General features: G+C 32.6%; 19 protein-coding genes. 10 read left to right on the top strand and 9 right to left on the bottom strand.

The window, feature by feature from the left end; translation table 11 throughout:
• Window positions 1-12: 12 nt before the first annotated feature.
• Entirely contained in the window at window positions 13-357 is a 345-nt protein-coding gene (locus RC62_RS16485) for a 2TM domain-containing protein (protein ID WP_055097178.1), read from the bottom strand.
• Window positions 358-594: 237 nt separating this feature from the next.
• Between RC62_RS16485 and RC62_RS16480 the strand changes: the two genes are divergently transcribed.
• Entirely contained in the window at window positions 595-891 is a 297-nt protein-coding gene (locus tag RC62_RS16480; RefSeq protein WP_055097176.1) for an isoamylase early set domain-containing protein, read from the top strand.
• Between the two features lie 51 nt (window positions 892-942).
• Here the strand turns inward: RC62_RS16480 and RC62_RS16475 are convergent, their stop codons facing one another.
• From RC62_RS16475 to RC62_RS16460, 4 genes are all read right to left on the bottom strand, one after another.
• Window positions 943-1,794 (bottom strand): thymidylate synthase, encoded by an 852-nt coding sequence (locus RC62_RS16475; RefSeq protein ID WP_055097174.1) that lies wholly within the window; start codon window positions 1,792-1,794, stop codon window positions 943-945.
• Between the two features lie 67 nt (window positions 1,795-1,861).
• Window positions 1,862-2,485: a bifunctional nuclease family protein gene (locus RC62_RS16470; RefSeq protein ID WP_042566126.1), complete on the bottom strand. Its 624-nt coding sequence runs from the start codon at window positions 2,483-2,485 to the stop codon at window positions 1,862-1,864.
• A 163-nt stretch (window positions 2,486-2,648) separates the two neighbouring features.
• Complete coding sequence (locus tag RC62_RS16465; protein ID WP_055097172.1) at window positions 2,649-3,617, bottom strand: electron transfer flavoprotein subunit alpha/FixB family protein; 969 nt, start codon at window positions 3,615-3,617, stop codon at window positions 2,649-2,651.
• A gap of 104 nt (window positions 3,618-3,721) precedes the next feature.
• A complete protein-coding gene (locus RC62_RS16460) occupies window positions 3,722-4,468 on the bottom strand; it encodes an electron transfer flavoprotein subunit beta/FixA family protein (RefSeq protein WP_055097169.1) in 747 nt (248 codons plus the stop codon).
• 489 nt (window positions 4,469-4,957) lie between these two features.
• On the opposite strand from RC62_RS16460, the gene RC62_RS16455 reads away from it, so the two are divergent.
• The 6 genes from RC62_RS16455 (at window position 4,958) to RC62_RS16430 (ending at window position 13,588) form a co-directional block, all read left to right on the top strand.
• Window positions 4,958-5,935, top strand: a complete 978-nt coding sequence (locus RC62_RS16455) for a pyruvate dehydrogenase complex E1 component subunit beta (RefSeq protein ID WP_055097167.1) — start codon at window positions 4,958-4,960, stop codon at window positions 5,933-5,935.
• A 67-nt stretch (window positions 5,936-6,002) separates the two neighbouring features.
• The gene (locus RC62_RS16450; RefSeq protein WP_055097165.1) at window positions 6,003-8,504 is read left to right on the top strand and encodes a DUF5686 family protein; all 2,502 of its coding nucleotides are present in this window, start codon (window positions 6,003-6,005) and stop codon (window positions 8,502-8,504) included.
• Between the two features lie 51 nt (window positions 8,505-8,555).
• Window positions 8,556-9,608 (top strand): acyltransferase, encoded by a 1,053-nt coding sequence (locus RC62_RS16445; protein ID WP_055097163.1) that lies wholly within the window; start codon window positions 8,556-8,558, stop codon window positions 9,606-9,608.
• 50 nt (window positions 9,609-9,658) lie between these two features.
• Complete coding sequence (locus RC62_RS16440) at window positions 9,659-10,258, top strand: DNA-3-methyladenine glycosylase family protein (RefSeq protein WP_055097160.1); 600 nt, start codon at window positions 9,659-9,661, stop codon at window positions 10,256-10,258.
• Between the two features lie 132 nt (window positions 10,259-10,390).
• Complete coding sequence (locus RC62_RS16435) at window positions 10,391-10,921, top strand: inorganic diphosphatase (protein WP_055097158.1); 531 nt, start codon at window positions 10,391-10,393, stop codon at window positions 10,919-10,921.
• 114 nt (window positions 10,922-11,035) lie between these two features.
• Window positions 11,036-13,588, top strand: a complete 2,553-nt coding sequence (locus RC62_RS16430) for a sodium-translocating pyrophosphatase (RefSeq protein ID WP_055097156.1) — start codon at window positions 11,036-11,038, stop codon at window positions 13,586-13,588.
• Window positions 13,589-13,657: 69 nt separating this feature from the next.
• Here the strand turns inward: RC62_RS16430 and RC62_RS16425 are convergent, their stop codons facing one another.
• The 4 genes from RC62_RS16425 to RC62_RS16410 form a co-directional block, all read right to left on the bottom strand.
• Entirely contained in the window at window positions 13,658-14,026 is a 369-nt protein-coding gene (locus tag RC62_RS16425) for a type II toxin-antitoxin system HigA family antitoxin (RefSeq protein ID WP_055097153.1), read from the bottom strand.
• 1 nt (window position 14,027) lies between these two features.
• A complete protein-coding gene (locus tag RC62_RS16420; RefSeq protein WP_055097151.1) occupies window positions 14,028-14,324 on the bottom strand; it encodes a type II toxin-antitoxin system HigB family toxin in 297 nt (98 codons plus the stop codon).
• A 164-nt stretch (window positions 14,325-14,488) separates the two neighbouring features.
• Complete coding sequence (locus RC62_RS16415; RefSeq protein WP_041516522.1) at window positions 14,489-15,103, bottom strand: deoxynucleoside kinase; 615 nt, start codon at window positions 15,101-15,103, stop codon at window positions 14,489-14,491.
• On the bottom strand, window positions 15,103-15,918 hold the full coding sequence (locus RC62_RS16410) for a hypothetical protein (RefSeq protein ID WP_055097148.1): 816 nt from the start codon (window positions 15,916-15,918) through the stop codon (window positions 15,103-15,105). The genes RC62_RS16415 and RC62_RS16410 overlap by 1 nt, the downstream gene beginning before the upstream one ends.
• A gap of 222 nt (window positions 15,919-16,140) precedes the next feature.
• On the opposite strand from RC62_RS16410, the gene RC62_RS16405 reads away from it, so the two are divergent.
• The 3 genes from RC62_RS16405 (at window position 16,141) to RC62_RS16395 (ending at window position 22,109) form a co-directional block, all read left to right on the top strand.
• On the top strand, window positions 16,141-17,046 hold the full coding sequence (locus RC62_RS16405) for a GLPGLI family protein (protein WP_055097145.1): 906 nt from the start codon (window positions 16,141-16,143) through the stop codon (window positions 17,044-17,046).
• 45 nt (window positions 17,047-17,091) lie between these two features.
• A complete protein-coding gene (locus tag RC62_RS16400) occupies window positions 17,092-19,779 on the top strand; it encodes a carboxypeptidase-like regulatory domain-containing protein (protein WP_055097143.1) in 2,688 nt (895 codons plus the stop codon).
• 92 nt (window positions 19,780-19,871) lie between these two features.
• Window positions 19,872-22,109, top strand: a complete 2,238-nt coding sequence (locus tag RC62_RS16395; protein ID WP_055097141.1) for a hypothetical protein — start codon at window positions 19,872-19,874, stop codon at window positions 22,107-22,109.
• Window positions 22,110-22,138: the final 29 nt, after the last annotated feature.

Here is a 22,138-nt window from a genome sequence, read left to right as displayed (position 1 = left end):
GGTATTCTAAAACTAAATTTTATTTTCAGTATCCTCATTTAATCTGGATTCTAATTGACTAATTCTTTTTTGCTGCAAAGCAACAAGTCGGTCAATTTGTTCTCTTTCCCATTTTTTGTTCATGAACCTGTCTGTGATATATACCTTTATAAAATGCAAAATAAAGATAAAGAACCATATTGTGATAGCCCAAATACACCAATTCTGTTCTGTATTAGCCCCAAAACCAAAAAATCTATTGGCAATAAATATAAATAGACTTCCTAGCAGAAAAAGTACAAAATGAAAATACAGGATTTTTTTTTGTCTAAGTCTTCTTCGGGCATATTCGTATTGTTCGTGCACTTCTTTTTCCATAAGATTTAAATGAGGTTATAAAGTTAAAATTTATTTTGTAATCACCCTATTTAGATTCTCGAATATTTCGTCTAAAATAAGCATGGAGTTTTAAATTCAAAATTTTAAGGGGTTTTATTTATTGATATAGCTAAAAACATAAATCGTTTTTGATATAATCACAAATCGGATGTGAAGATATCAAAAGTTCATGTGAATTTCTGTAATTTAGTCTATAAATCTAAAAACTAAATAGTTATGTCTTTAAAGAAACAATTTATTAAAACAAAGCCGGTTTGTAAAGTAACATTCTCTATAGATGCTAAAGACGCAAGTTCGGCGGCGGTTGTTGGTGATTTTAACAACTGGAATATTGAAGAAGGAACTTTGAGTAAGTTAAAAAACGGTACTTTTAAAGCTACTTATGACTTGGTTAAAGATGCAATTTACGAGTTTAAATACGTAATTGATGGAAGTTATGTTAATGATCCGGAGGCAGATTCATATAAATGGAATGATTTTGCCGGAAGTGAAAATAGTGTATTGGTTGTGTAACTGAAACTATAAAAAAATCCGCTTAATTCATTAAGCGGATTTTTTTATAATTTATACAGCAACACTTCCTTTTATTCCCGCATGAGGTTCATAATCAACAAGTGTGAAATCATTATAGTCAAAATCAAAAATATTTTTGATCTCCGGATTTAAGATCATTTTTGGTAATGGCTTAGGGGCACGTGTTAATTGCAATTCTAATTGTTCAAAATGATTGTTGTAAATATGTGCGTCTCCAAATGTGTGGATGAATTCGCCGTATTCTAATTCGCAAACCTGAGCAATCATCATTGTTAATAATGCGTAAGAAGCAATATTAAACGGAACTCCTAAAAATATATCAGCGCTTCGTTGATACAATTGGCAGGATAATTTTCCTTTTGTTTCTCCTTTTTCAGGATCAGGACTACTTACATAAAACTGAAAAAAGGCATGACATGGAGGTAAAGCAGCTTTATTATTGGCTACATTTTCTTCAAATGACTTTTTTGTATCCGGTAAAACCGATGGATTCCAAGCCGAAACTAACATTCTTCGGCTGTTTGGGTTCGTTTTTAGTTCTGTAATCAATTCAGAGATCTGATCAATTTCTTCGCTATTCCAATTACGCCATTGATGTCCGTAAACAGGTCCTAAATCTCCATTAGAATCTGCCCAAGCATCCCAGATTTTTACTCCGTTTTCCTGAAGATATTTTATGTTTGTGTCTCCTTTTAAGAACCAAAGCAATTCGTAAATAATAGATTTTAAGTGTAATTTTTTGGTGGTCACCATTGGGAAACCTTCGCTTAAATCAAAACGCATTTGGTAGCCAAAAACACTTTTGGTTCCTGTTCCTGTTCTATCTCCTTTTTGACAACCGTTTTCTAAAACATGTTGTACTAAATCTAAATATTGCTTCATGATTGCTTTAAGCTTGTGTTTTGTATTTTGCGTTTAAGCTTGTAGCCTAATGCCTATAGCCTTAAAATTATCTTTTTGAGATTTCGTCTCTGATTTTAGCTGCTTTTTCATAATCTTCCTGAGAAACAGCCTGATCTAAAAGCTCATTCAGTTCCTGTAAACTATGTTTGGCATACACATCACCGGATTGATTGCTTTCTTCTTCATGGCCAAAAGTTTCCGGATTAGAAAGTACATCATCAATTTCCTGAGAACCCTGATCTGTCTCGGCAGTATTTGATTTTAAATAAATACCTGCTTTGTCTAAAATGTTTTTATAAGTAAAAATCGGAGCGTTGAAGCGTAGCGCTAACGCAATTGCATCAGAAGTTCTCGCATCAATAATTTCTTCGATTTTATCTCTTTCACAAATTAAACTGGAATAAAAAACACCGTCAACAAGTTTGTGAATAATCACTTGTTTTACGACAATATCAAATCTTTCTGCAAAGTTTTTAAATAGATCGTGTGTTAGCGGGCGTGGAGGTTTAATCTCTTTTTCTAAAGCAATAGCAATTGACTGGGCTTCAAAAGCGCCAATAACAATTGGTAATTTTCTTTCGCCATCAACTTCATTCAAAATTAAGGCATAAGCGCCATTTTGAGTTTGACTGTATGAAATTCCTTTTATGGATAATTTTACTAGACTCATATATGTGGGTAAAAAAGGGCAATTAATGCCTCATTTTAATACTTTTTTTGATTGGAAAATAAAGGTGCAATTTTAATCAAAAAATATGGAACAAAAAAGCCACCTAAAACAAAGATACGATTATCTTGTTTTTAGGCAGCTATATTTTTATAGGATTTTTAAATTAAGAATGTTGTGCTTTGAAAGCTTTTAATTTCTCAATTAATTTAGGAACAATTTCAAAAGCATCCCCAACCACCCCGTAATCTGCTACTTTAAAGAAAGGAGCTTCAGGGTCATTGTTGATAACCACTTTTACTTTTGATGAGTTGATACCCGCAATATGCTGAATTGCACCAGAGATTCCTATTGCAATATATAAATTTGTAGCAACAGGTTTTCCTGTTTGTCCAACGTGTTCACTGTGAGGTCTCCATCCTAAATCAGAAACCGGTTTAGAACATGCTGTTGCAGCACCTAATACCGCTGCTAGATCTTCAACTAATCCCCAGTTTTCCGGACCTTTTAATCCACGTCCGCCAGAAACTACGATATCAGCATCCGCGATAGATACTTTTCCGCTTACTTTCTCAACAGATTCTACTTTTACTCCAAAATCATTGTCGCCAATTGACGGATTAAAATCTTCTTCGGTTGCAGATCCTGCACTTTCAAAAATTCCGTAAGAGTTTTTAGCTAATCCAAGAACTTTTACATCTGTACTGATTTCAGTAATGTTGAAAGCTTTGTTTGAGAAAGCATTTCTTTTTACCTGAAAAGGAGAAGTGCTAACTGGTAATCCAACAACGTTAGAAGCGAAACCAGCATTTAAAGCTACTGCAACTAATGATGAAAGATAAATACTATCTGTAGTCGAAGAAAGTAATACTACTTTTGTTCCTTCTTTTTCAGCAGCTTGCTTGATAACATCGGCGTAAGCCTTAGCTGTAAAACCTGCTAATTTATCGTTGGTTACTTTAAGTACTTTATCAACTCCGTATTTAGATAATTCGCTTACATCGCTAACGTTTACTGTTAAAGCTGTAACCGTTGTCCCTAATGATTCAGCTACTTTTTTAGCGTAAGAAGCTAGTTCAAAAGCAACTTTTTTAAATTTTCCTTCTGCAGATTCTGCATATATTAATATTGACATATTTTTTTGTTTAAAAGTTTAAAGTTTGCTTCGCCTGTTCGAGCGAAGCTCTCGGGTCAGGTTTCAAGTGTGTTAAACTGAAAACTGCGACTGAAAACTGATTACTAGATTACTTTCGCTTCGTTGTGTAATAAATTAACTAACTCATCTAAATTGTCAGGAGAAACTAATTTTACTGCTGATTTAGGAGCTGGTTTTTCAAATTTCACTGCTTTTGTATTTACAGGAGCATCAACTGGCTCAAGAATAGTAAGTGCTTTTGTTCTTGCAGTCATAATTCCTCTCATGTTTGGGATACGAAGATCTTTTTCTTCAACAAGGCCTTTTTGACCACCAATTATTAAAGGTAAAGTAGTGCTTACAGTTTCTTTTCCGCCATCAATTTCACGAACCGCTTTTACATTATTACCATCAACAGTAATAGAGGTACAAGAGTTTAAAAAGTTAGACCCTGTAATTCCTGCGATCATTCCGGGAACCATTCCTCCATTATAATCAAGAGATTCTTTTCCTGCAATTACCAAATCGTAACCTCCGTTTTTAATTACTTCAGCAAGTTGTTTTGCAACAAAAAAACCATCAGTTGGGTTAGCATTTACACGAATTGCTTCATTTGCACCAATTGCCAATGCTTTACGCAAAGTTGGTTCAGTATCAGGGCCTCCAACATTTACTACTGTTACAGTAGCGCCTTGTTGTTCCTGAAACCAGATAGCACGTGTCAAACCAAACTCGTCATTAGGATTAATTACATATTGTACACCGTTGGTATCGAATTCTGAGTCACCATTGGAGAAGTTAATTTTTGAAGTAGTATCAGGCACGTGGCTGATGCAAACTAATATTTTCATAAGTATATATTTTATATTTATAATATGCTTTTACAAATTTAGAAATTAAAATCGGAATAATATACTATGCACGCATAATATTTTTTAAAAACTATTACGATTTCGCAGATTCTGAAATTTAGAACTCTTTTTGTTGCAAACTAAAATAAATAATTCATTCATTTGTACTGATTCTTAGTAATTTTGCAAATTGGGGAGTCTGGACAACTGTTAAATTTAGGCTGATTTATACTGCTTTGCCCATTGTTTCGTTTAGAGAGATAATTCTGTTAATTTTAGAATTAAACAAAAAGAGCTGAATTTGTAAAATAAGCATTTTGATAATTAAAACTTGCTATTATATCGATTTCGTAAATATCACAATAATTTTTAAAAAGTTAAAAGCACAAGGCAGGAGGAAGTTCATGTGATTTTAAATCTAATTTATGCTTTTAAGTTATTTAAAATATTTATTTTTGCTCTTCAGAAAATTCAACATACAATATAAATATGAGAACAATACAATTTAGAGAGGCCATTTGCGAAGCGATGAGCGAAGAAATGCGTCACGATGAATCCATATATTTAATGGGCGAAGAAGTTGCAGAATACAACGGAGCATATAAAGCTTCAAAAGGAATGCTTGCTGAGTTTGGCGAAAAAAGAGTAATTGATACTCCAATTGCTGAACTTGGTTTTACAGGAATTGCAGTAGGATCAGCTATGAACGGTTGTCGTCCTATTGTGGAGTACATGACTTTCAACTTCTGTTTAGTAGGTATTGATCAAATTATAAATAACGCTGCTAAAATGCGTCAAATGACAGGAGGACAATTTAATGTGCCTATCGTTTTTCGTGGACCAACTGCTTCTGCAGGTCAATTAGGAGCTACTCACTCACAAGCTTTAGAAAACTGGTTTGCAAATACTCCTGGTCTTAAAGTTGTTGTGCCTTCGACTCCTTATGATGCAAAAGGACTTTTAAAATCTGCAATTCGTGATAATGATCCTGTAATTTTTATGGAATCTGAGCAAATGTATGGTGATAAAGGTGAAGTGCCGGACGGAGAATACACGATTCCGTTAGGAGTTGCTGATGTTAAACGTGAAGGTAAAGATGTAACTATTGTTTCTTTTGGTAAAATTATCAAAGAAGCTTTTATTGCTGCTGATGAATTAGAAAAAGAAGGTATTTCATGTGAAATTATCGATTTAAGAACAGTTCGTCCAATGGATAAAGATGCTATCCTGAAATCTGTTAAAAAAACAAACCGTTTAGTGATTTTAGAAGAAGCATGGCCATTTGCCAGTATTTCATCTGAAATTACATATATCGTTCAGGAACAAGCTTTTGATTTTCTTGATGCGCCAATTCAACGTATTACAACTGCAGATACACCTGCACCTTACTCTCCTGTTTTACTAAAAGACTGGTTGCCAAATGCAGCTGATGTAGTAAAAGCAGTAAAGAAAGTAATGTACAAATAGTAAATTAAACGATACTTATAAAACTTCATCAGTCATATTAATTGATGAAGTTTTTTTTTGCCAGATTATGAAAAAAATAATTTTACTCAGCCTATTTTTTGTATTTGCGCTTGCAAATATTGCTACTGCACAAACGAAAGTGAGCGGAATTGTTTTGGATAAATCTAATCAGCCAATACCTTTCGCAAATGTTGTTTTTAAAGGTTCGAATACCGGAATAGTGTCTAATGAAGACGGACGTTTTTATCTGGAATCACCAAATACCTATACGGCTTTATTAGTTACATCTGCAGGATTTTCAGATAAGGAAGTTCCATTGGAAAAGGCTGTAAATTATGATTTTAAAATTATCCTGGGAGAAGCCGAAGCGCTTAATGAAGTTGTAATCTTTACCGGAAAGACTTCTAAGAAAAATAATCCGGCATTGGATATATTGAGAAAAATTTGGGAAAGAAAACGTAAAAACGGTCTTTACCAATTTAACCAATATCAAATGCAAAAGTACGAGAAAGTTGAGTTTGATATGAACACAATCGATAGTGCTTTTATGAAAAACAAACTCTTTAAAGGAATGGAGTTTGTATTTAATCATGTTGATACTTCAGATGTTACCGGAAAAACGTATTTGCCAATCTTCATCAATGAATCTGTTTATGATGTTTATGGCGATAATAAATTAAAGAAAGTAAAAGAAAATCTGAACGGAAGTAAAACATCCGGTTTCAACGGAAATCAACAGATTTTATCATTTGTCAAGGATCTTTATTCAGATTATAATATCTACGACAATCACCTTACATTTTTTGATAAAAGCTTTACAAGTCCGCTGTCAAAAACCGGAATCGATGTTTATAATTATGTGTTGAAAGACAGTGCGTACATCGATAAAAAATGGTGCTATAATATTGTATTTTACCCAAGACGTAAAAACGAATTAACTTTTAAAGGAGATTTTTGGGTAAACGACACCACTTTTGCGATTAAGAAAATTAATATGGGCGTTACTAAAAGCGCCAATATTAACTGGGTAAAAGATATTTATATAGAGCAGGAATTTGAAGTAGAAAATGATTCTGTTTTTCTATTGACCCGCGATTATATGATGTCTGATTTTGCTTTGAATAAAAAAGAAAAATCTAAGGGTGTTTATGGTAAAAGAACAACTTTGTACCGTAACCATAAATTTAATCTTCAAAAACCGGAGAAATTTTATAAAGAAGAAGTCAATTTTATAGACAACGCTGTTTATGAACGACCGGCAGAATTTTGGGAAGAAAATCGTTTTGAGAAATTAAATAAAGATGAAGCAGGTATTTATAAAATGCTGGATACTTTGCAGACAGTCAAGCGATTTAAACAACTTTATAATTTAGTTTCTATTTTAGGAAGTGGTTATGTAGAATTTAAAAATTTCGACTACGGTCCTATTTTTTCCACATTTGGATATAATGAAGTAGAAGGATTGAGGTTAAGAGTAGGAGGAAGAACTTATTTTGGACCAAATGATCCATGGCGTGTACAAGCCTATACTGCTTACGGATTTGATGATAATAAATTCAAATACGGAGTTTCAGGAAAATGGATGGTCGACAAGAAAAAACGTGTAATTATCTCCGGAGGGAACAGGCGTGATATCGAGCAAATTGGTGCAAGTTTAACCACAACAAATGATATTTTAGGACGAAGTTTTGCTTCTTCGGCGTTGTTTACAACAGGAAGTAACGGAAAACTAACCAATATTAATTTGAGCAATGTTTCTGTAGAAATGGAGCCCATAAAAAACTTTGTTGTTCAGGCCGGTATTTCGTACAGAACATTAGAATCGGCATCACCAACTTTTAGTTTAGATTATTATACGACTTTGCCAACGCCCGTAAATCCTGCAGGTGTAATACAAAGTGCAGTAAAACAGTTTGAAGCTAATGTACAGTTTGAACTTATGCCAAAACGTAAAACGATTGGTTTTGGAGTAGAAAGAGATCTTGTAGATAGCCCATTTAGCCACTTCTTCGTTAATTTTAGTTATGGACTTAAAGGAGTTATGCAAAGTGATTTTGCTTACGAGAAAATACAATTATTCTACAAACAGCCTATTATTATTGGACCATTAGGGCGATCAAATATTATCCTTGAAACCGGGAAAACCTTTGGAACAATTCCGTTAGGATTAATGAGCGTAATTCCGGGTAACCAGACTTATTTTACGATAGAGAATACGTTTAGTAACTTAAACTTCTACGAATTTATTACAGATCAGTATACTACTTTACAATGGAATCATGATTTTGGCGGAAGATTATTTGCCAGAGTTCCATTTATGAGAAAACTAAACTGGAGAGAATTCATTGGTGTAAAAGGAGTTTACGGAACAATTTCAAACGCAAATAGAGCAATAAACGCATCAGATCAACCTTATAATGCACCAGAAAATGTGTATTGGGAATATAATGCCGGAATTGGAAATATCTTTAAAGTTTTCCGTATTGATTTCTCCTGGAGAGGCAGTTACTTAAATACTCCGGATGCCAATAAATTTGCAGTAAAAGGATCTTTTGGATTTTATTTCTAAACATCATTTAGATTCTTCGCTTTCATAATTATAATTAACCAATAATATTTTATGAGTGAAAACCAAGTGGGTAATAAAATGAGCTGGACAACTAATCTAAGGGTTGTAGCGACGATTAGTGTAATTCTTGTACATGTTACAGCGGAGATTTTATATCAATATGGTTATGTCTCGAATTTTGTTTGGTCCACAGGGAATGTTTATGATAGTTTAGCGCGTTTTTGTGTACCTGTATTTGTGATGCTAACCGGAGTATTGATGTTAAGCAGAACATATGAATTAAACGAATTCCTTAAAAAAAGATTTTCACGAATAGTTTTACCTTTCCTATTTTGGAGCTTTGTTTATGCAATGTTTGCAGTAAATGATAATATTGCTGCAGGTCATGAAATGTCTTTTTTCGAAATTATCGAATGGGTAATTCATCTATTACTAAATGGCAGTTCCTATCATCTCTGGTATATTTATATGATTATTGGGATATATCTATTTGTACCTATCATAAGTAAATGGATTCAAAACGCTACGGAAAAAGAAATCTTATATTTTATATCCATATGGATTTTTACTTTATTTATCAATCAGCCATTATTATGCAGATTCAGAATTAATATCGATTTAACCTATTTCTCGGGGTTTATTGGATATTTAGTTTTAGGATATTATTTGTCAATTAAGTCTTTTACTTATAGCAAGAGCATAATGAATGTGATTGCCCTCTTTCTAATCCTTATTGGAGTCAGTATTACAATATTTGGAACCTATTTTTTATCTCACGACAACAATAATTTTGAGGGATATTTTTATGATTACGATACCTTAAATGTTTTAATGGTTTGTGTTGGCCTTTTTCTTTTTTTTAAGAATTTAGAAATCTCTAATCCGATAATGCTAAAAATCAGTAATTTTATTAGTAAATACAGTTATGGCATTTACTTGGTACACATTTTAATTTTACGATTCATGTGGGCAATTAAAATAGATTATGATTTTATAAATCCTTTATTTGCAATTCCTTTAGTAACTTTAATTTGTCTATTAATTTCTACTGTGGTTATATATTCTATAAATAAATTGCCTTATGGTAAATATATATCAGGATAAAATAATAAAATAGATAATGTACTTTTGTAATTAGAGCTAAACTCCTAATTATGCAAGAAGCTATTGATTTTTTATCGACTAAAAATCCAATATTTCAGGAAATCATCGAGAAGTATGGATTGCCTCAAATCCCCAAACGTCCGCAAGGTTTCGAAACTTTAGTATTACTGATACTTGAACAGCAAGTTTCGATAGATTCGGCGAAAGCCACCTTCTTAAAAATCAAAACTTATACGACTTGTGCCCCACAAACCATGTCGGTTTTATCAGATGAAGAATTTAGAAAGCTTGGAGTAAGTCGTCAGAAAACAAAATATATTAAAATTCTGGCTGATGCTGTTTTAAATAAAGAACTTGACATTGAAAGTTTAGCTTCAAAATCAGCAAAAGAGGTTAGAGAAGAACTTATTAAATTAAAAGGAATTGGAAATTGGACTATCGATATTTACTTAATGTTCTGTCTTCAGGAACCAGATTTAATTCCGTTAGGTGATATTGCAGTTATAAATACGATCAAAGAATTGCTTAATATTCACGATAAATCCGAAATGGAAATTCATGCACAACAATGGAGTCCGTATCGCTCTTATGCGACATATTTGCTTTGGCATTATTATTTAAATAAACGAAATAGAAAGATTACCTATTAACTGTCTGTTATATAAATGGAAAAGTATATTAATTAATGAATAAATACATAGATTAATGTGCTTTTTGTATTGCAAAAAAGGATTCTTTAGTTACTTTTGCAATCGAAATTATAGAAATAATAAAAAACGAAAATGACCGCAGACAAACTAACAACTTTCGATGTATTAATCGAAATACCACGTGGAAGTAGAAATAAATACGAGTACGATTTTGAAATCAAAAGAATGCGTTTTGACAGAATGTTATTCTCTTCAATGATGTATCCTGCTGATTACGGATTTATTCCTGAAACTTTGGCACTTGACGGAGATCCTCTTGATGTATTGGTTTTGGTAAACGAACCAACTTTTCCAGGATGTGTTATGGAAGTAAAACCAATTGGTGTTTTCCATATGGCAGATGATAAAGGACCGGATGAAAAAATTATTTGTGTACCTGTTTCAGATCCAATCTGGAACTCTTTGACAGATCTTTCAGATATGAACCCACACTTAGTAAAAGAAATTGAGCATTTCTTTCAGGTTTATAAAGATCTTGAAAATAAAAAAGTAGATGTAGAAGGATGGGGAGACGTAAACGAAGCTTTTGCAATTATTGCTGAGTGTACAAAACGTTTTAACGATATTGAAAACAAACCGGAAGGATTATTTAGTATTAAATAATTTATACCCTATTTTATTATAAAAAAAGCAATACTATCGTCAGGAGTATTGCTTTTTTGTTTAAATTCGTTTTAGTTAGTTTATTGAATATTAACCAATAACCATTAAAATATTATGAACGAATTTATGATTTACTTGCCAATTGTCATGGCAATTATAGGATTACTTTTCATGGGAATAAAAAGGACTTGGGTTTTAAAACAGGATGCTGGCGATGGCAAGATGAAAGAGATCTCTGATCACATTTATGAAGGCGCCCTGGCATTTTTAAAAGCGGAATACCGATTACTGACTTTTTTTGTAATTGGAGCCAGTTTAGTTTTAGCCGGAATATCTTTTATCGTTCCTACTACACATATATTAATAGTGGTGGCATTTATTTTTGGTGCATTTTTCTCTGCTTTAGCCGGAAACATGGGAATGAAAATAGCCACTAAAACAAATGTCAGAACAACTCAGGCTGCCCGTACAAGTTTGCCACAAGCCTTAAAGGTTTCTTTTGGTGGTGGTACCGTAATGGGTTTGGGTGTTGCAGGTCTGGCAGTTTTAGGATTAACAGGTTTTTTTATTGTTTTCTTTCAAATATTCATGAATGGGGTTTGGACTTCATCAGATGATATGACTAAAGTTTTAGAGACTTTAGCAGGGTTTTCACTGGGAGCAGAATCTATCGCACTGTTTGCAAGAGTTGGAGGCGGAATCTATACAAAAGCGGCTGACGTTGGTGCGGATTTAGTAGGTAAAGTCGAAGCCGGAATTCCGGAAGATGATCCTCGTAATCCTGCTACAATTGCAGATAACGTAGGAGATAATGTTGGAGACGTTGCAGGTATGGGAGCTGATTTATTTGGTTCGTATGTAGCAACTGTTTTGGCAGCAATGGTTTTAGGAAATTACGTGATCAAAGATATGGGTGGAAATATTCAGGATATTTTTGGAGGTATTGGCCCAATTTTACTCCCAATGGCAATTGCCGGTTTCGGAATCTTATTTTCGATTATTGGAACAACACTGGTAAAAATTACCGATGACAATGCAAAAGAAGCCCAGGTACAAAAAGCATTAAATATAGGAAACTGGGTTTCGATTGTTCTAACAGCAATTGCGTGTTTCTTTTTAGTACGTTATATGTTGCCGGAAACCATGCAAATGAGCTTTTTTGGCGAAGGTTCTAAAGATATTTCATCAATGAGGGTTTTTTATGCAACCTTAGTCGGTTTAGTTGTTGGTGGCGCTATTTCGTCAGTTACAGAATATTATACAGGATTAGGTACAAAACCTGTTATGGCAATTGTACAAAAATCTTCTACAGGAGCAGGAACAAATGTTATTGCAGGTTTAGCAACAGGAATGATTTCTACGTTTCCAACTGTATTATTATTTGCAGCGGCGATCTGGATTTCTTATGCATTAGCAGGTTTTTATGGAGTGGCGCTGGCAGCTTCTGCAATGATGGCAACTACTGCTATGCAATTGGCTATTGATGCTTTTGGACCAATATCCGATAATGCCGGAGGAATTGCTGAAATGAGCGAATTACCAAAAGAAGTTCGTACCAGAACAGATATTTTAGATTCAGTAGGAAATACAACTGCAGCAACCGGAAAAGGTTTTGCAATTGCCTCTGCAGCTTTAACTTCATTAGCTTTATTCGCAGCCTATGTAACTTTTACAGGAATTGACGGAATCAATATATTTAAAGCGCCAGTTTTAGCCATGTTATTTGTGGGCGGAATGATTCCGGTAGTTTTCTCGGCTTTGGCTATGAATTCTGTTGGAAAAGCCGCGATGGATATGGTTTACGAAGTACGTCGTCAGTTTAAGGAAATTCCCGGAATTATGGAAGGAACCGGAAAACCGGAATACGGAAAATGTGTTGAAATTTCAACAAAAGCCGCTTTACGCGAAATGATGCTGCCGGGAATATTAACGATTGGTTTTCCGATTGCAATTGTAATATTAGGAAAATTAGTTTATGCAGATAACAACCAGTTAATTGCTGAAATGTTAGGAGGATACATGGCTGGAGTTACCGTTTCAGGAGTACTTTGGGCAGTTTTTCAAAATAATGCAGGAGGAGCATGGGACAACGCTAAAAAATCTTTTGAGGCAGGAGTATTAATCAATGGCGAAATGACTTATAAAGGTTCTGATGCACACAAAGCTGCCGTAACGGGAGATACAGTTGGAGATCCGTTTAAAGATACTTCAGGACCATCAATGAATATCCTTATCAAATTAACTTGTTTGATTGGTTTGGTAATTGCGCCTATTTTAGGAGAAGGACATTCCACTTCAGGTTTAGCTGAAAAAGGCTCGTGTTGTGCTAAAACCGAAATGCACGCCGGAGCAGTTTCTAAATGTGGTGACCTTTCGATGATGACAAAAGAAGAGTGCATAAAAATGTGCAAAGAAAAAGGCTGCACTGCCGAAGAAACTGCAAAATGTTTGGCGCATTATGATGCAAACGGAAAATATGTAAACAACCAGAGAACAGATTGTTTTGATACAACGAAATACAGCAAAAACAGACTTGAGGTTAATTTATCAACAGTAAACGGAGTTACAACCGGAACTGTGACAAAAACAGAAAATGGTAAAACAACCACCGAAGTTTATGAAGGTACAGAAGCTGAAGTAAAAGCAAAAATTGAAGCAGCGAAATAAAGCATAACTGGATAGCTTTGTCAAAGTTTTAGAAATAAAAAATGCCTCTAAATTTTTAGAGGCATTTTTTTATTTATTTAAAGCGTATTCCTTGATTAAGGTTTCGGCAGGAATATGTAGTTTTTCATTTAAAACTCTAATCTGTGTTATTGTTAAAGCTCTTTTTCGTTTAAAAATTTCTGAAACTCTTGAACGACTATTTAAAAGAATACCTAAATCTGTGGGCGTAAGTCCATTTTGCTCCATCATAAATTTGATAGCTTCGATTGGATCAGGTTCAGGAATTGGATAATGTATTTGCTCATATTTCTCAATCAGTGTTACTAAAATATCTAATTCGTCAGCTTCAACTGTATTAGGCTCGGCGTCAAAAAGAGCATTTACTCTTTCTAAAGCTAGGTCATAATCTTTTTCTGTTTTTATAGGTTTTATTTCCATATTATAAAGTCTTAATATTTTTTAAATTATCATATTCACTGTGAGTTCCAACAAATAAAATATAGACAATTTGTGTAGTATAATTAATTTTTACAATTAATCGATAATGGTTTCCGCATATATTAAATATAACTTTATTGTTTCCTATAAAATCTGCAGAACCAAAAACAGCTTTTACCGCATTTGAGTTATCAAAATTATTTTTGTCAAAAACCTGATACCATGATAATAACTGTTGTTTTGAATTTGGAAATTTCTCCCAAAAATTTTGCAGTGTTTTTTTTGCTATGACTCTCATAATTAACTTTGACAAATATACTTAATTTTTCCCAATAAGGGAAATTATTTCAAATCTGAATAAAAATAAGAAAATAATTACAAGTAATTGAGTTTTTAAATAAAATGCCTTTAAAATTATTTAGAGGCATTTTTTTATTTGAGTAAATTGTGAAATTAGTATTTTTAAAACAACCCGTTCAATTCAGCATCAATTCTATTAATGATGTTTCCTAAATCTTCCGGATTATCAACAAAATTTATATTGTCGACGTCAATAATCAATAGTTTTCCTTTTGTGTAAGTCTGAACCCAAGCTTCATATCTTTCGTTCAAACGGCTTAAATAATCAATAGAAATAGAGTTTTCGTAATCACGTCCGCGTTTGTGAATTTGTCCCACTAAATTAGGAATAGAACTTCTTAAATAAATTAATAAATCAGGAGCTTTTACCAATGATTCCATTAACTCAAAAAGCGAAGTATAGTTTTCGAAATCACGGCTTGTCATTAATCCCATTGAATATAAGTTGGGAGCAAAAATATAAGCATCTTCATAAATCGTTCTGTCCTGAATAATTTTCTTTCCACTTTCGCGAATTTGCAATACCTGACGAAAACGACTGTTCAGGAAATAAATCTGCAAATTAAACGACCAGCGCTCCATTTGATGGTAAAAATCATCTAAATACGGATTATCAACTACATCTTCGTAATGAGGTTCCCATTTAAAATGTTTCGCTAATAATTTAGTTAAAGTTGTTTTACCTGCTCCTATATTTCCTGCTATTGCTATGTGCATTACGGTGTTACGATTTTATAATTTGTTATTTCTTTAGCTGTAAAAATAGATAAAATTTGGTCTTTGTAGCAGAATTTGTCAAACGATTTTTCTAAAATTTCAATTTCTGAAAATGCATTAGAATTTGTACTTGCAATGTCTTTAAAATACAACAAATTAGCATTCCTGTAAAGATATTGATGATTGTTAATAATCTCTATTTCATCAAAATCAGGTACTTTTCCTAAAGCAGTTGTTTTTCCGAAAATATCACAGGAAAACCAGTTGTTTTTTTTATCGATCCAATAAAATGTATTAAAGTCTGTTTGGTAATGTTTTATGGATTCTACTAATGGAGTAGAAACTGTTTTGTACTCATTTTTTAAATAATCAAAAAGACTAATTTGCTGGTTTAATGCATTATAAATCCATAACTGATTCTGTGTAGACATTCCAATCGCTGAAGCAACAATTGGCGTATTGTTAAGAGAAAAATTAATCTCTGTAATTTTATTCAGTTGATTGTCTAATAAAACGACAGTATTAAAATCTTCGTAAAACAATACAATTTTAAGCGGATTTTGTAAATCGACTTTTGTGATTTGTCCCAGGGAAACATTCTTATATTCAAATACTTCTTTGTCCTTAACTTTACTAAAAACATTATTTTTAATCTGGTACCAATATCCAAAAGAATCATATCCTGAAAACTCATCAGCATCAATTGCAGAATGAGAAATCAAGCTGGTTTTTATTTTTGGATTTTGTGAAAATACAGCTGAAAAAGAGCAGGCGATGAAAAGAAGGTTTAAAAAAAAATGCACCGTTTTGCTCATAATAGTAATTTCTAAAGAGCCAAATTACAAAAAACGAGAATAAGAATACTTAAATAATTAGAGATTTCGTGCTTAAACCTCATTATGTCTTAATAGTCTAAGTAATAGTCGGTTTTGTCTATATCTTACAGGTATTGATATATTTAACTTTCGGTATTTTAAAATAAATAATACATTTGAATATACATTTTATCGGATTTACTCCAATTTAAAGAAAACACAATGAAAAAAGTAATCTATTATATATCCTTAATGCTTGTATTTACTCAGATGCAAGCTCAAAAAGATTTTCAGGGAATGGCTGTTTATGAGTCAAAAACGCAAGCTCCAAAATTTGAAGGTATGCGGGGTAATCGTGATATTACTCCTGAGATGCAAAAAAACATGGAAGAGCGAATGAAAAAAATGCTGGAAAAAACTTTTATTCTGAATTTTGACAAATCGGCCTCTATTTACAAAGAAGAAGAAAAATTAGAAGCTCCGGGACAGCAAGGCGGCGGAATGCGTATTATGATGAATTCGTTCATGGGCGGCGGCGGAACTTTCTATAAAGATGTAAAAACGAAATCATATACAGTTGATAAGGAATTTATGGGAAAAGAATTTCTGGTTATAGATTCTTTACCAAAACTGAACTGGAAAATGGAATCTGAAACCAAACAAATAGGTGGATATACCTGCTACAAGGCAACTGCGGTGAAAGAAGCCAGTAAAACTGATTTTAGAAATTTCAGACCAAAAAACAACGACGATAAAAAACCTGAAGACAAAAAAGAGGATGCAAAGAAAACTTCGGGAGAAACAAAAACCAACTTTGAGGATAATTTTGAAATGCCAAAAGAAATTACAATCACAGCTTGGTATTCGCCAGAGATTCCTGTAAATCAAGGTCCTGAAAATTATTGGGGACTGCCGGGTTTAATATTAGAAGTAAATGATGGAAGAACAACAATTTTGTGCTCTAAAATTGTTTTGAATGCTAAAGATAAAGTCGAGATAAAACCTGCTAAAAAAGGAAAAGTAATTTCTCAAAAAGAGTACGACGAAACCGTAATTAAAAAAATGGAAGAATTTAGAGAAATGAATCGTGGCCGCGCCGGAGGACCACCGCCAATGATGGGAAGATAAACATCAATTCTAAGTTTTTTTTTATTTATTCTAATCATTTTTATAATGAACAAGACTCTCTTTATCCTGGTTTTTCTGTTTACCTCCATATGTTTTTCACAAAGTGTTCGTTTTGATGGTTTTATTCAGGACGAACAAAAAAATCCGTTAGAAATGGCCAATATCATGGCAGTTAATAATGCTACAAAAGCAATGGATTCTTACGGAATTACAAATGATAAAGGAAAATTTCAACTCACATTAAAGCCCAATACGTCTTACTCGATTAAAGTGAGTTATCTGGGTATGAAATCGAAAGAAATTGCTTTGTCAACGCAAAATACAAATATCGTTCAGAACATTGTTATGGATGATGCAGGAATCGAACTCGAAGGTGTTGAAATTGTTCGTGAAATGCCTGTTTCTATAAAAGGCGATACTATTGTTTATAATGCAGATTCGTTTAAATCCGGAACCGAAAAAAAGCTGGAAGATGTACTTAAAAAGCTTCCGGGAGTTGAGGTAAATGCCGATGGAGAAATTGAAGTCGAAGGTAAAAAAGTCAGTAAATTAATGGTTGAAGGAAAAGACTTTTTTGATGGAGATACCAAACTTGGCGTTAAAAATATTCCTGCAGATGCAATTGATAAAATTCAGGTTTTGAGAAATTATAATGAAGTTGGAGCTTTAAAAGGTTTAGAAAATGATCAGGACAATGTTGCAATGAACATAAAGCTGAAAGAAGGTAAAAAGAACTTTTGGTTTGGCGATGTAACCGCGGGAACTGGTGTTGGAGAACTGGATAGCAGATACATTATTAATCCCAAACTATTTTATTACAGTCCTAAGTACAGCATTAATTTAATTACAAATTTTAACAACATAGGAGAATTACCATTAACGGCCCAGGATTATTTTAAATTTACAGGCGGATTTAAAAACATGATGAAGAAGGGTGGGAGTAATTTTAATGTCTCCTCAAACGATTTGGGAATTTCGGTTTTAAGAAACAACCGCGCAAAAGAAATTGAAACGAAATTTGGAGCAACAAATTTTGCTTATTCCATCACCAAAAAATGGAATATTAGTGGTTTCGGAATATTATCGACCTCAAAAACAGATCTTGAAACAAAGTCGCAAACAACAATTTTAGATTCCGGAGATGAGCAAAAAAGAGATGAATTAACACATCAAAAAAATAATTTAGGCCTTTTTAAACTAAGTTCTACTTATAAACCAAACGATAAGTTTCAGTTTGATTATGATATTTTAACGAAACTCTCCAAACAAAATGAAGATACAGAATTATTGCGAGAATCAGTTGTAAGCGATGTTTCATCATTAGAAACCATTTTGACCAATAAAAAACAAGATCCAACATCTATAAATCAAAATCTGAGTTTGTATTATACACAAAGCGACAAGAATATTTTTGCCTTTGAAATGCAGCATTTGTATCAGGATGAAAACCCCTTTTATAATGCCAATTTACGTACACAGCCTTTTGATTTTTCGGGCTATATTTCAGGACAAGACAGAAATGACCTTAATCAGGATCGATATGTAAAAACTAATAAATTAGATGCTAAATTGGATTACTATTATATGGTGACACCAAAAAGCAATATCAATATTACACTTGGAAACACATTCTCGTATCAGGATTTTAATTCGCATATTTTTCAGATTTTGGATAATGGAGATAAAAATGACCTGAATAGTGCTGAAAATAACAATCAGGTAAACTATAATTTCAATGATGTGTTTTTAGGGTTTCATTATAAAATTTTAGCAGGAAAATTTACTTTGACACCAGGTGTTAGTGTACATTCCTATACTATGAAAAATACACAATCAGGAACTGATTATTCTCAGAGTTTTATGAAAGTGCTGCCTGATTTTTTCGCTTTATATCAAATAAAAAAGTCAGAAACACTAACCTATAATTTCTCTTTGTCAAATGATTTTACAGATATTAATCAATTGGCTTCGGGGTTTGTTTTATCAGATTACAGTAGTTTGTTTCGGGGAAATCGCTTACTGGAAAACGCTACTTCGCAAGTACATTCATTGCGCTATTTTAAGTATAATATGTTCAATTTTGAAAATATTTTTGCTAACGCAACATATACCAAAAAAGTTGATGCTATTAAAACAAAAGCAGATTTTGATGGTATTAATCAATCGTCAACGCCTTATAATTCAAATTTAGCCGATGAAACTTTTACCGGAATGGGAAATTATGGACGTTCTTTTTTAAAGAATTATAAAGCATCAGTAAATGCGACTTTCAATTGGTCTAAATTTAATAATATCCAGAATAATGTTTTGGCAACTACAGAAAGTTTTAGTCAAAGTTATACCGTAAAAGCTTCAACAAATTATAAAAATTTCCCGAATTTGGAATTTGGTTATAATGCGCTGATTAACAAATACAGCGGCTCAACTTATTATACAGATAAACCTTTTGCAAGATTAGATTATTATTTTCTCAACAGTTTTTCGTTTGTTTCTGAGTATGAGTTTTATCATTATTATAATGGGAATAAGTCAGTCGATAATGAATATGATTTTTTAAGCGCCAGTTTAATTTATCAAAAAAAAGACAGCAAATGGGAATATAAAATAGCAGCCACAAATTTATTAAATACCAAGTACCTCAACGATGACAGCTTCTCGCAGTTTTCTACCCGAGTTTCGCAATACACTGTACAGCCTAGATACATCATATTTTCGATGAAATATAATTTATAGTATTTTAATTACAATGCGTTATGTTTTTGATACTTTTTTTAAATAAGAAAGAAATATCTTTGTTTTAAATAGTAACAACTAAAATTTTAAGCATGCGTAATTTTATATGGAGTTTCTCAGCGTTCTTTTGTTTAATATCTGTTTCTTTTTCTCAAACAAAAAATATTGAAAAAGGATCTTATCTGTCTACAAACAAAGGTCAGAAGATCAAGCTAAATTTATTAGATGATAATAAATACGAATTGGTTTTTTATTCAGGTAACTATGAAGTTAAAGGCGATTCATTATTGTTTATTCCAAGTGTAAAAGCCGAAAGCGCTTTTGATCTGACGTTTAAAAATGATAAAAAAGCAAAAAAAGTAAAAGTAAAGTTCTCAGATGCTGTCTACTATTATTCTTTCTATCTGGGTACACAAACCGGTTCCGGGGATGTTCAATATCAAAGATTGTCAGATATTAGAGATAAAGTAAATCCTGAAGGCGATAAACTTGACGTAGATTTTGAAATCGATCGTGCAGATTATTTATACCTGGTTTACGAAGAATATGGAGGAAATAGCAAAGTATCTAAATTTGCTTTGCCAAAAGATGTTTCCGAAGTTACAATTAAATACCAGCCTCAGGTTTTAGGGGATTTAAATATTAAAGGTTTTTTTAATCAGAAATCAAATGAACTGATGATTTCAGAGCAGTCAGGAAAAGATCCCTTGGTTTTTCGTAATGCAAAAGATGTACAGCCGGAAAAGGTTTCAAAAGTAGTTCCGCTGGAAAATAAGACAGTCGTAAATTGGACTTATGCAGGAAAAGAACCTTTAGTAACAGAGGATTTTGGATTGGCAAGTGATTCTACAGCTGTTGCAGTAGAATCTTATCCATCAACAAATTTTGATTTTAAGTTTAAGATTGAAGATAATTTAAAAAGTGCTCTTGCATCGACAAAAAATGCTAAGAATAAATTTTTAGTAATGGCAGTTGATGGTAAAAATACTTCGGCGAAAGTTGATTTTGATACTTTTATCAAAAATCAGGAATCACAGGTTAGCTATAATATGTATGAGGGATACAATCCTGAATATGATTTGTATAATTTTTATCTGGCGAATGCTGATGATAAAAAATGGCTCAAAACGAATAAAATTGCTGATACTCAAAGTGTAATTATTTTAAATGGTAATGGAGAAATTTTAGCAACTGCAAAATCGAATCTAACAGAAAAACAATATCAGTTAAGTTATTATGACGGTTTGTACAAAAAACTACAAAGAATAGATGGACTAGCTGCTTTTAGTAAAACAGTAAAAAATAAAAAAGCTACAGACACTGATTTAATTCAGGCTTTTAATAAAGTTGCAATTCTTGAAATACCTTATGATTACGACACAGATTATACAGTAACAACAGATGATAATGCTGCTGAATTTAAATTTGTACATACAGCTTTAGATAAAAAAGAGGTTGCCCAAATCTGGAAAAAACTAATTGAGACACATCAAAAAGATACAAAACCAAACCTGTATCTGGCAGAAACTATTTTGAAAGAAATTAAAAATCAAGGATTCTCAAAACAATTTTTTAAAGAAGACAAGGTTTTAAATGATACTGATTTTCTTGCCATAGATTATCTGATAAAACATTATGATGCGATCGACGCAGAACGTACAGCTTTTACTGCTAAAGAAGGAGAAACGCATATAATAGGAAGTTTGAACACAGAGATTGCAGCAGCTTTACAGCAAAATAAATATGTTGCAGAAAATGATATTGCAGCAGAAAAAAATGAAAGTAAAACAATTTCAGTCTATAAAAAACTAATCGCCGCAGGAAAAGGAAACTTTGAATGTTATCAAAATTATTTTACTTATTTAGCTGAGGTAGAAGATAAAGACGGTTCAAATACAAATTATTTAAAAGAGTTTGGTACTTATTTCAATACCAATCTGGCTACAGATAAAGGAAGTGTTATCGAAAGATTAGATACTATGTTTACTTCAATGGATCCTACTTCTGATTATGCCTATAACGGATGGAACGCCTTTAAAGAATACCATTCAAACCTATGCAATTCGGCAGCATGGACAGTAGTCTCTAAACCTGGTAATTTAGGATTTTTAAAATCAGCTATTACATGGTCAGAATATAGTTTGGTTGTCACTAAAAACAATCCTTATTATTTAGATACATTAGCACAATTGTATTATAAAGACGGACAAAAAGAAAAAGCCATTCAAACGCAGACTCTCGCAGTTAAATATTTAACGGATTATGTAGAAGAAGAAACCGCTACAGAGATTCGCGAAACATTAAGTAAAATGGAAAACGGAACATATTAAAATTAGAAAGCCTTTGAAATATTTCAAAG

Source organism: Flavobacterium aquidurense, assembly GCF_001404985.1.
GTDB classification, from domain to species: Bacteria; Bacteroidota; Bacteroidia; order Flavobacteriales; family Flavobacteriaceae; genus Flavobacterium; species Flavobacterium aquidurense_B.
The sequence above is the reverse complement of the archived record's forward strand: the minus strand, read 5'-3'. Positions and strand labels throughout refer to the sequence as shown.

What these genes read in the sequence shown, in the direction of transcription:
- RC62_RS16485 (WP_055097178.1), bottom strand. Translation starts at nt 357, where the DNA reads ATGGAAAAAGAAGTGCACGAACAATACGAATATGCCCGAAGAAGACTT.
- RC62_RS16480 (WP_055097176.1), top strand. Translation starts at nt 595, where the DNA reads ATGTCTTTAAAGAAACAATTTATTAAAACAAAGCCGGTTTGTAAAGTA.
- RC62_RS16475 (WP_055097174.1), bottom strand. Translation starts at nt 1,794, where the DNA reads ATGAAGCAATATTTAGATTTAGTACAACATGTTTTAGAAAACGGTTGT.
- RC62_RS16470 (WP_042566126.1), bottom strand. Translation starts at nt 2,485, where the DNA reads ATGAGTCTAGTAAAATTATCCATAAAAGGAATTTCATACAGTCAAACT.
- RC62_RS16465 (WP_055097172.1), bottom strand. Translation starts at nt 3,617, where the DNA reads ATGTCAATATTAATATATGCAGAATCTGCAGAAGGAAAATTTAAAAAA.
- RC62_RS16460 (WP_055097169.1), bottom strand. Translation starts at nt 4,468, where the DNA reads ATGAAAATATTAGTTTGCATCAGCCACGTGCCTGATACTACTTCAAAA.
- RC62_RS16455 (WP_055097167.1), top strand. Translation starts at nt 4,958, where the DNA reads ATGAGAACAATACAATTTAGAGAGGCCATTTGCGAAGCGATGAGCGAA.
- RC62_RS16450 (WP_055097165.1), top strand. Translation starts at nt 6,003, where the DNA reads ATGAAAAAAATAATTTTACTCAGCCTATTTTTTGTATTTGCGCTTGCA.
- RC62_RS16445 (WP_055097163.1), top strand. Translation starts at nt 8,556, where the DNA reads ATGAGTGAAAACCAAGTGGGTAATAAAATGAGCTGGACAACTAATCTA.
- RC62_RS16440 (WP_055097160.1), top strand. Translation starts at nt 9,659, where the DNA reads ATGCAAGAAGCTATTGATTTTTTATCGACTAAAAATCCAATATTTCAG.
- RC62_RS16435 (WP_055097158.1), top strand. Translation starts at nt 10,391, where the DNA reads ATGACCGCAGACAAACTAACAACTTTCGATGTATTAATCGAAATACCA.
- RC62_RS16430 (WP_055097156.1), top strand. Translation starts at nt 11,036, where the DNA reads ATGAACGAATTTATGATTTACTTGCCAATTGTCATGGCAATTATAGGA.
- RC62_RS16425 (WP_055097153.1), bottom strand. Translation starts at nt 14,026, where the DNA reads ATGGAAATAAAACCTATAAAAACAGAAAAAGATTATGACCTAGCTTTA.
- RC62_RS16420 (WP_055097151.1), bottom strand. Translation starts at nt 14,324, where the DNA reads ATGAGAGTCATAGCAAAAAAAACACTGCAAAATTTTTGGGAGAAATTT.
- RC62_RS16415 (WP_041516522.1), bottom strand. Translation starts at nt 15,103, where the DNA reads ATGCACATAGCAATAGCAGGAAATATAGGAGCAGGTAAAACAACTTTA.
- RC62_RS16410 (WP_055097148.1), bottom strand. Translation starts at nt 15,918, where the DNA reads ATGAGCAAAACGGTGCATTTTTTTTTAAACCTTCTTTTCATCGCCTGC.
- RC62_RS16405 (WP_055097145.1), top strand. Translation starts at nt 16,141, where the DNA reads ATGAAAAAAGTAATCTATTATATATCCTTAATGCTTGTATTTACTCAG.
- RC62_RS16400 (WP_055097143.1), top strand. Translation starts at nt 17,092, where the DNA reads ATGAACAAGACTCTCTTTATCCTGGTTTTTCTGTTTACCTCCATATGT.
- RC62_RS16395 (WP_055097141.1), top strand. Translation starts at nt 19,872, where the DNA reads ATGCGTAATTTTATATGGAGTTTCTCAGCGTTCTTTTGTTTAATATCT.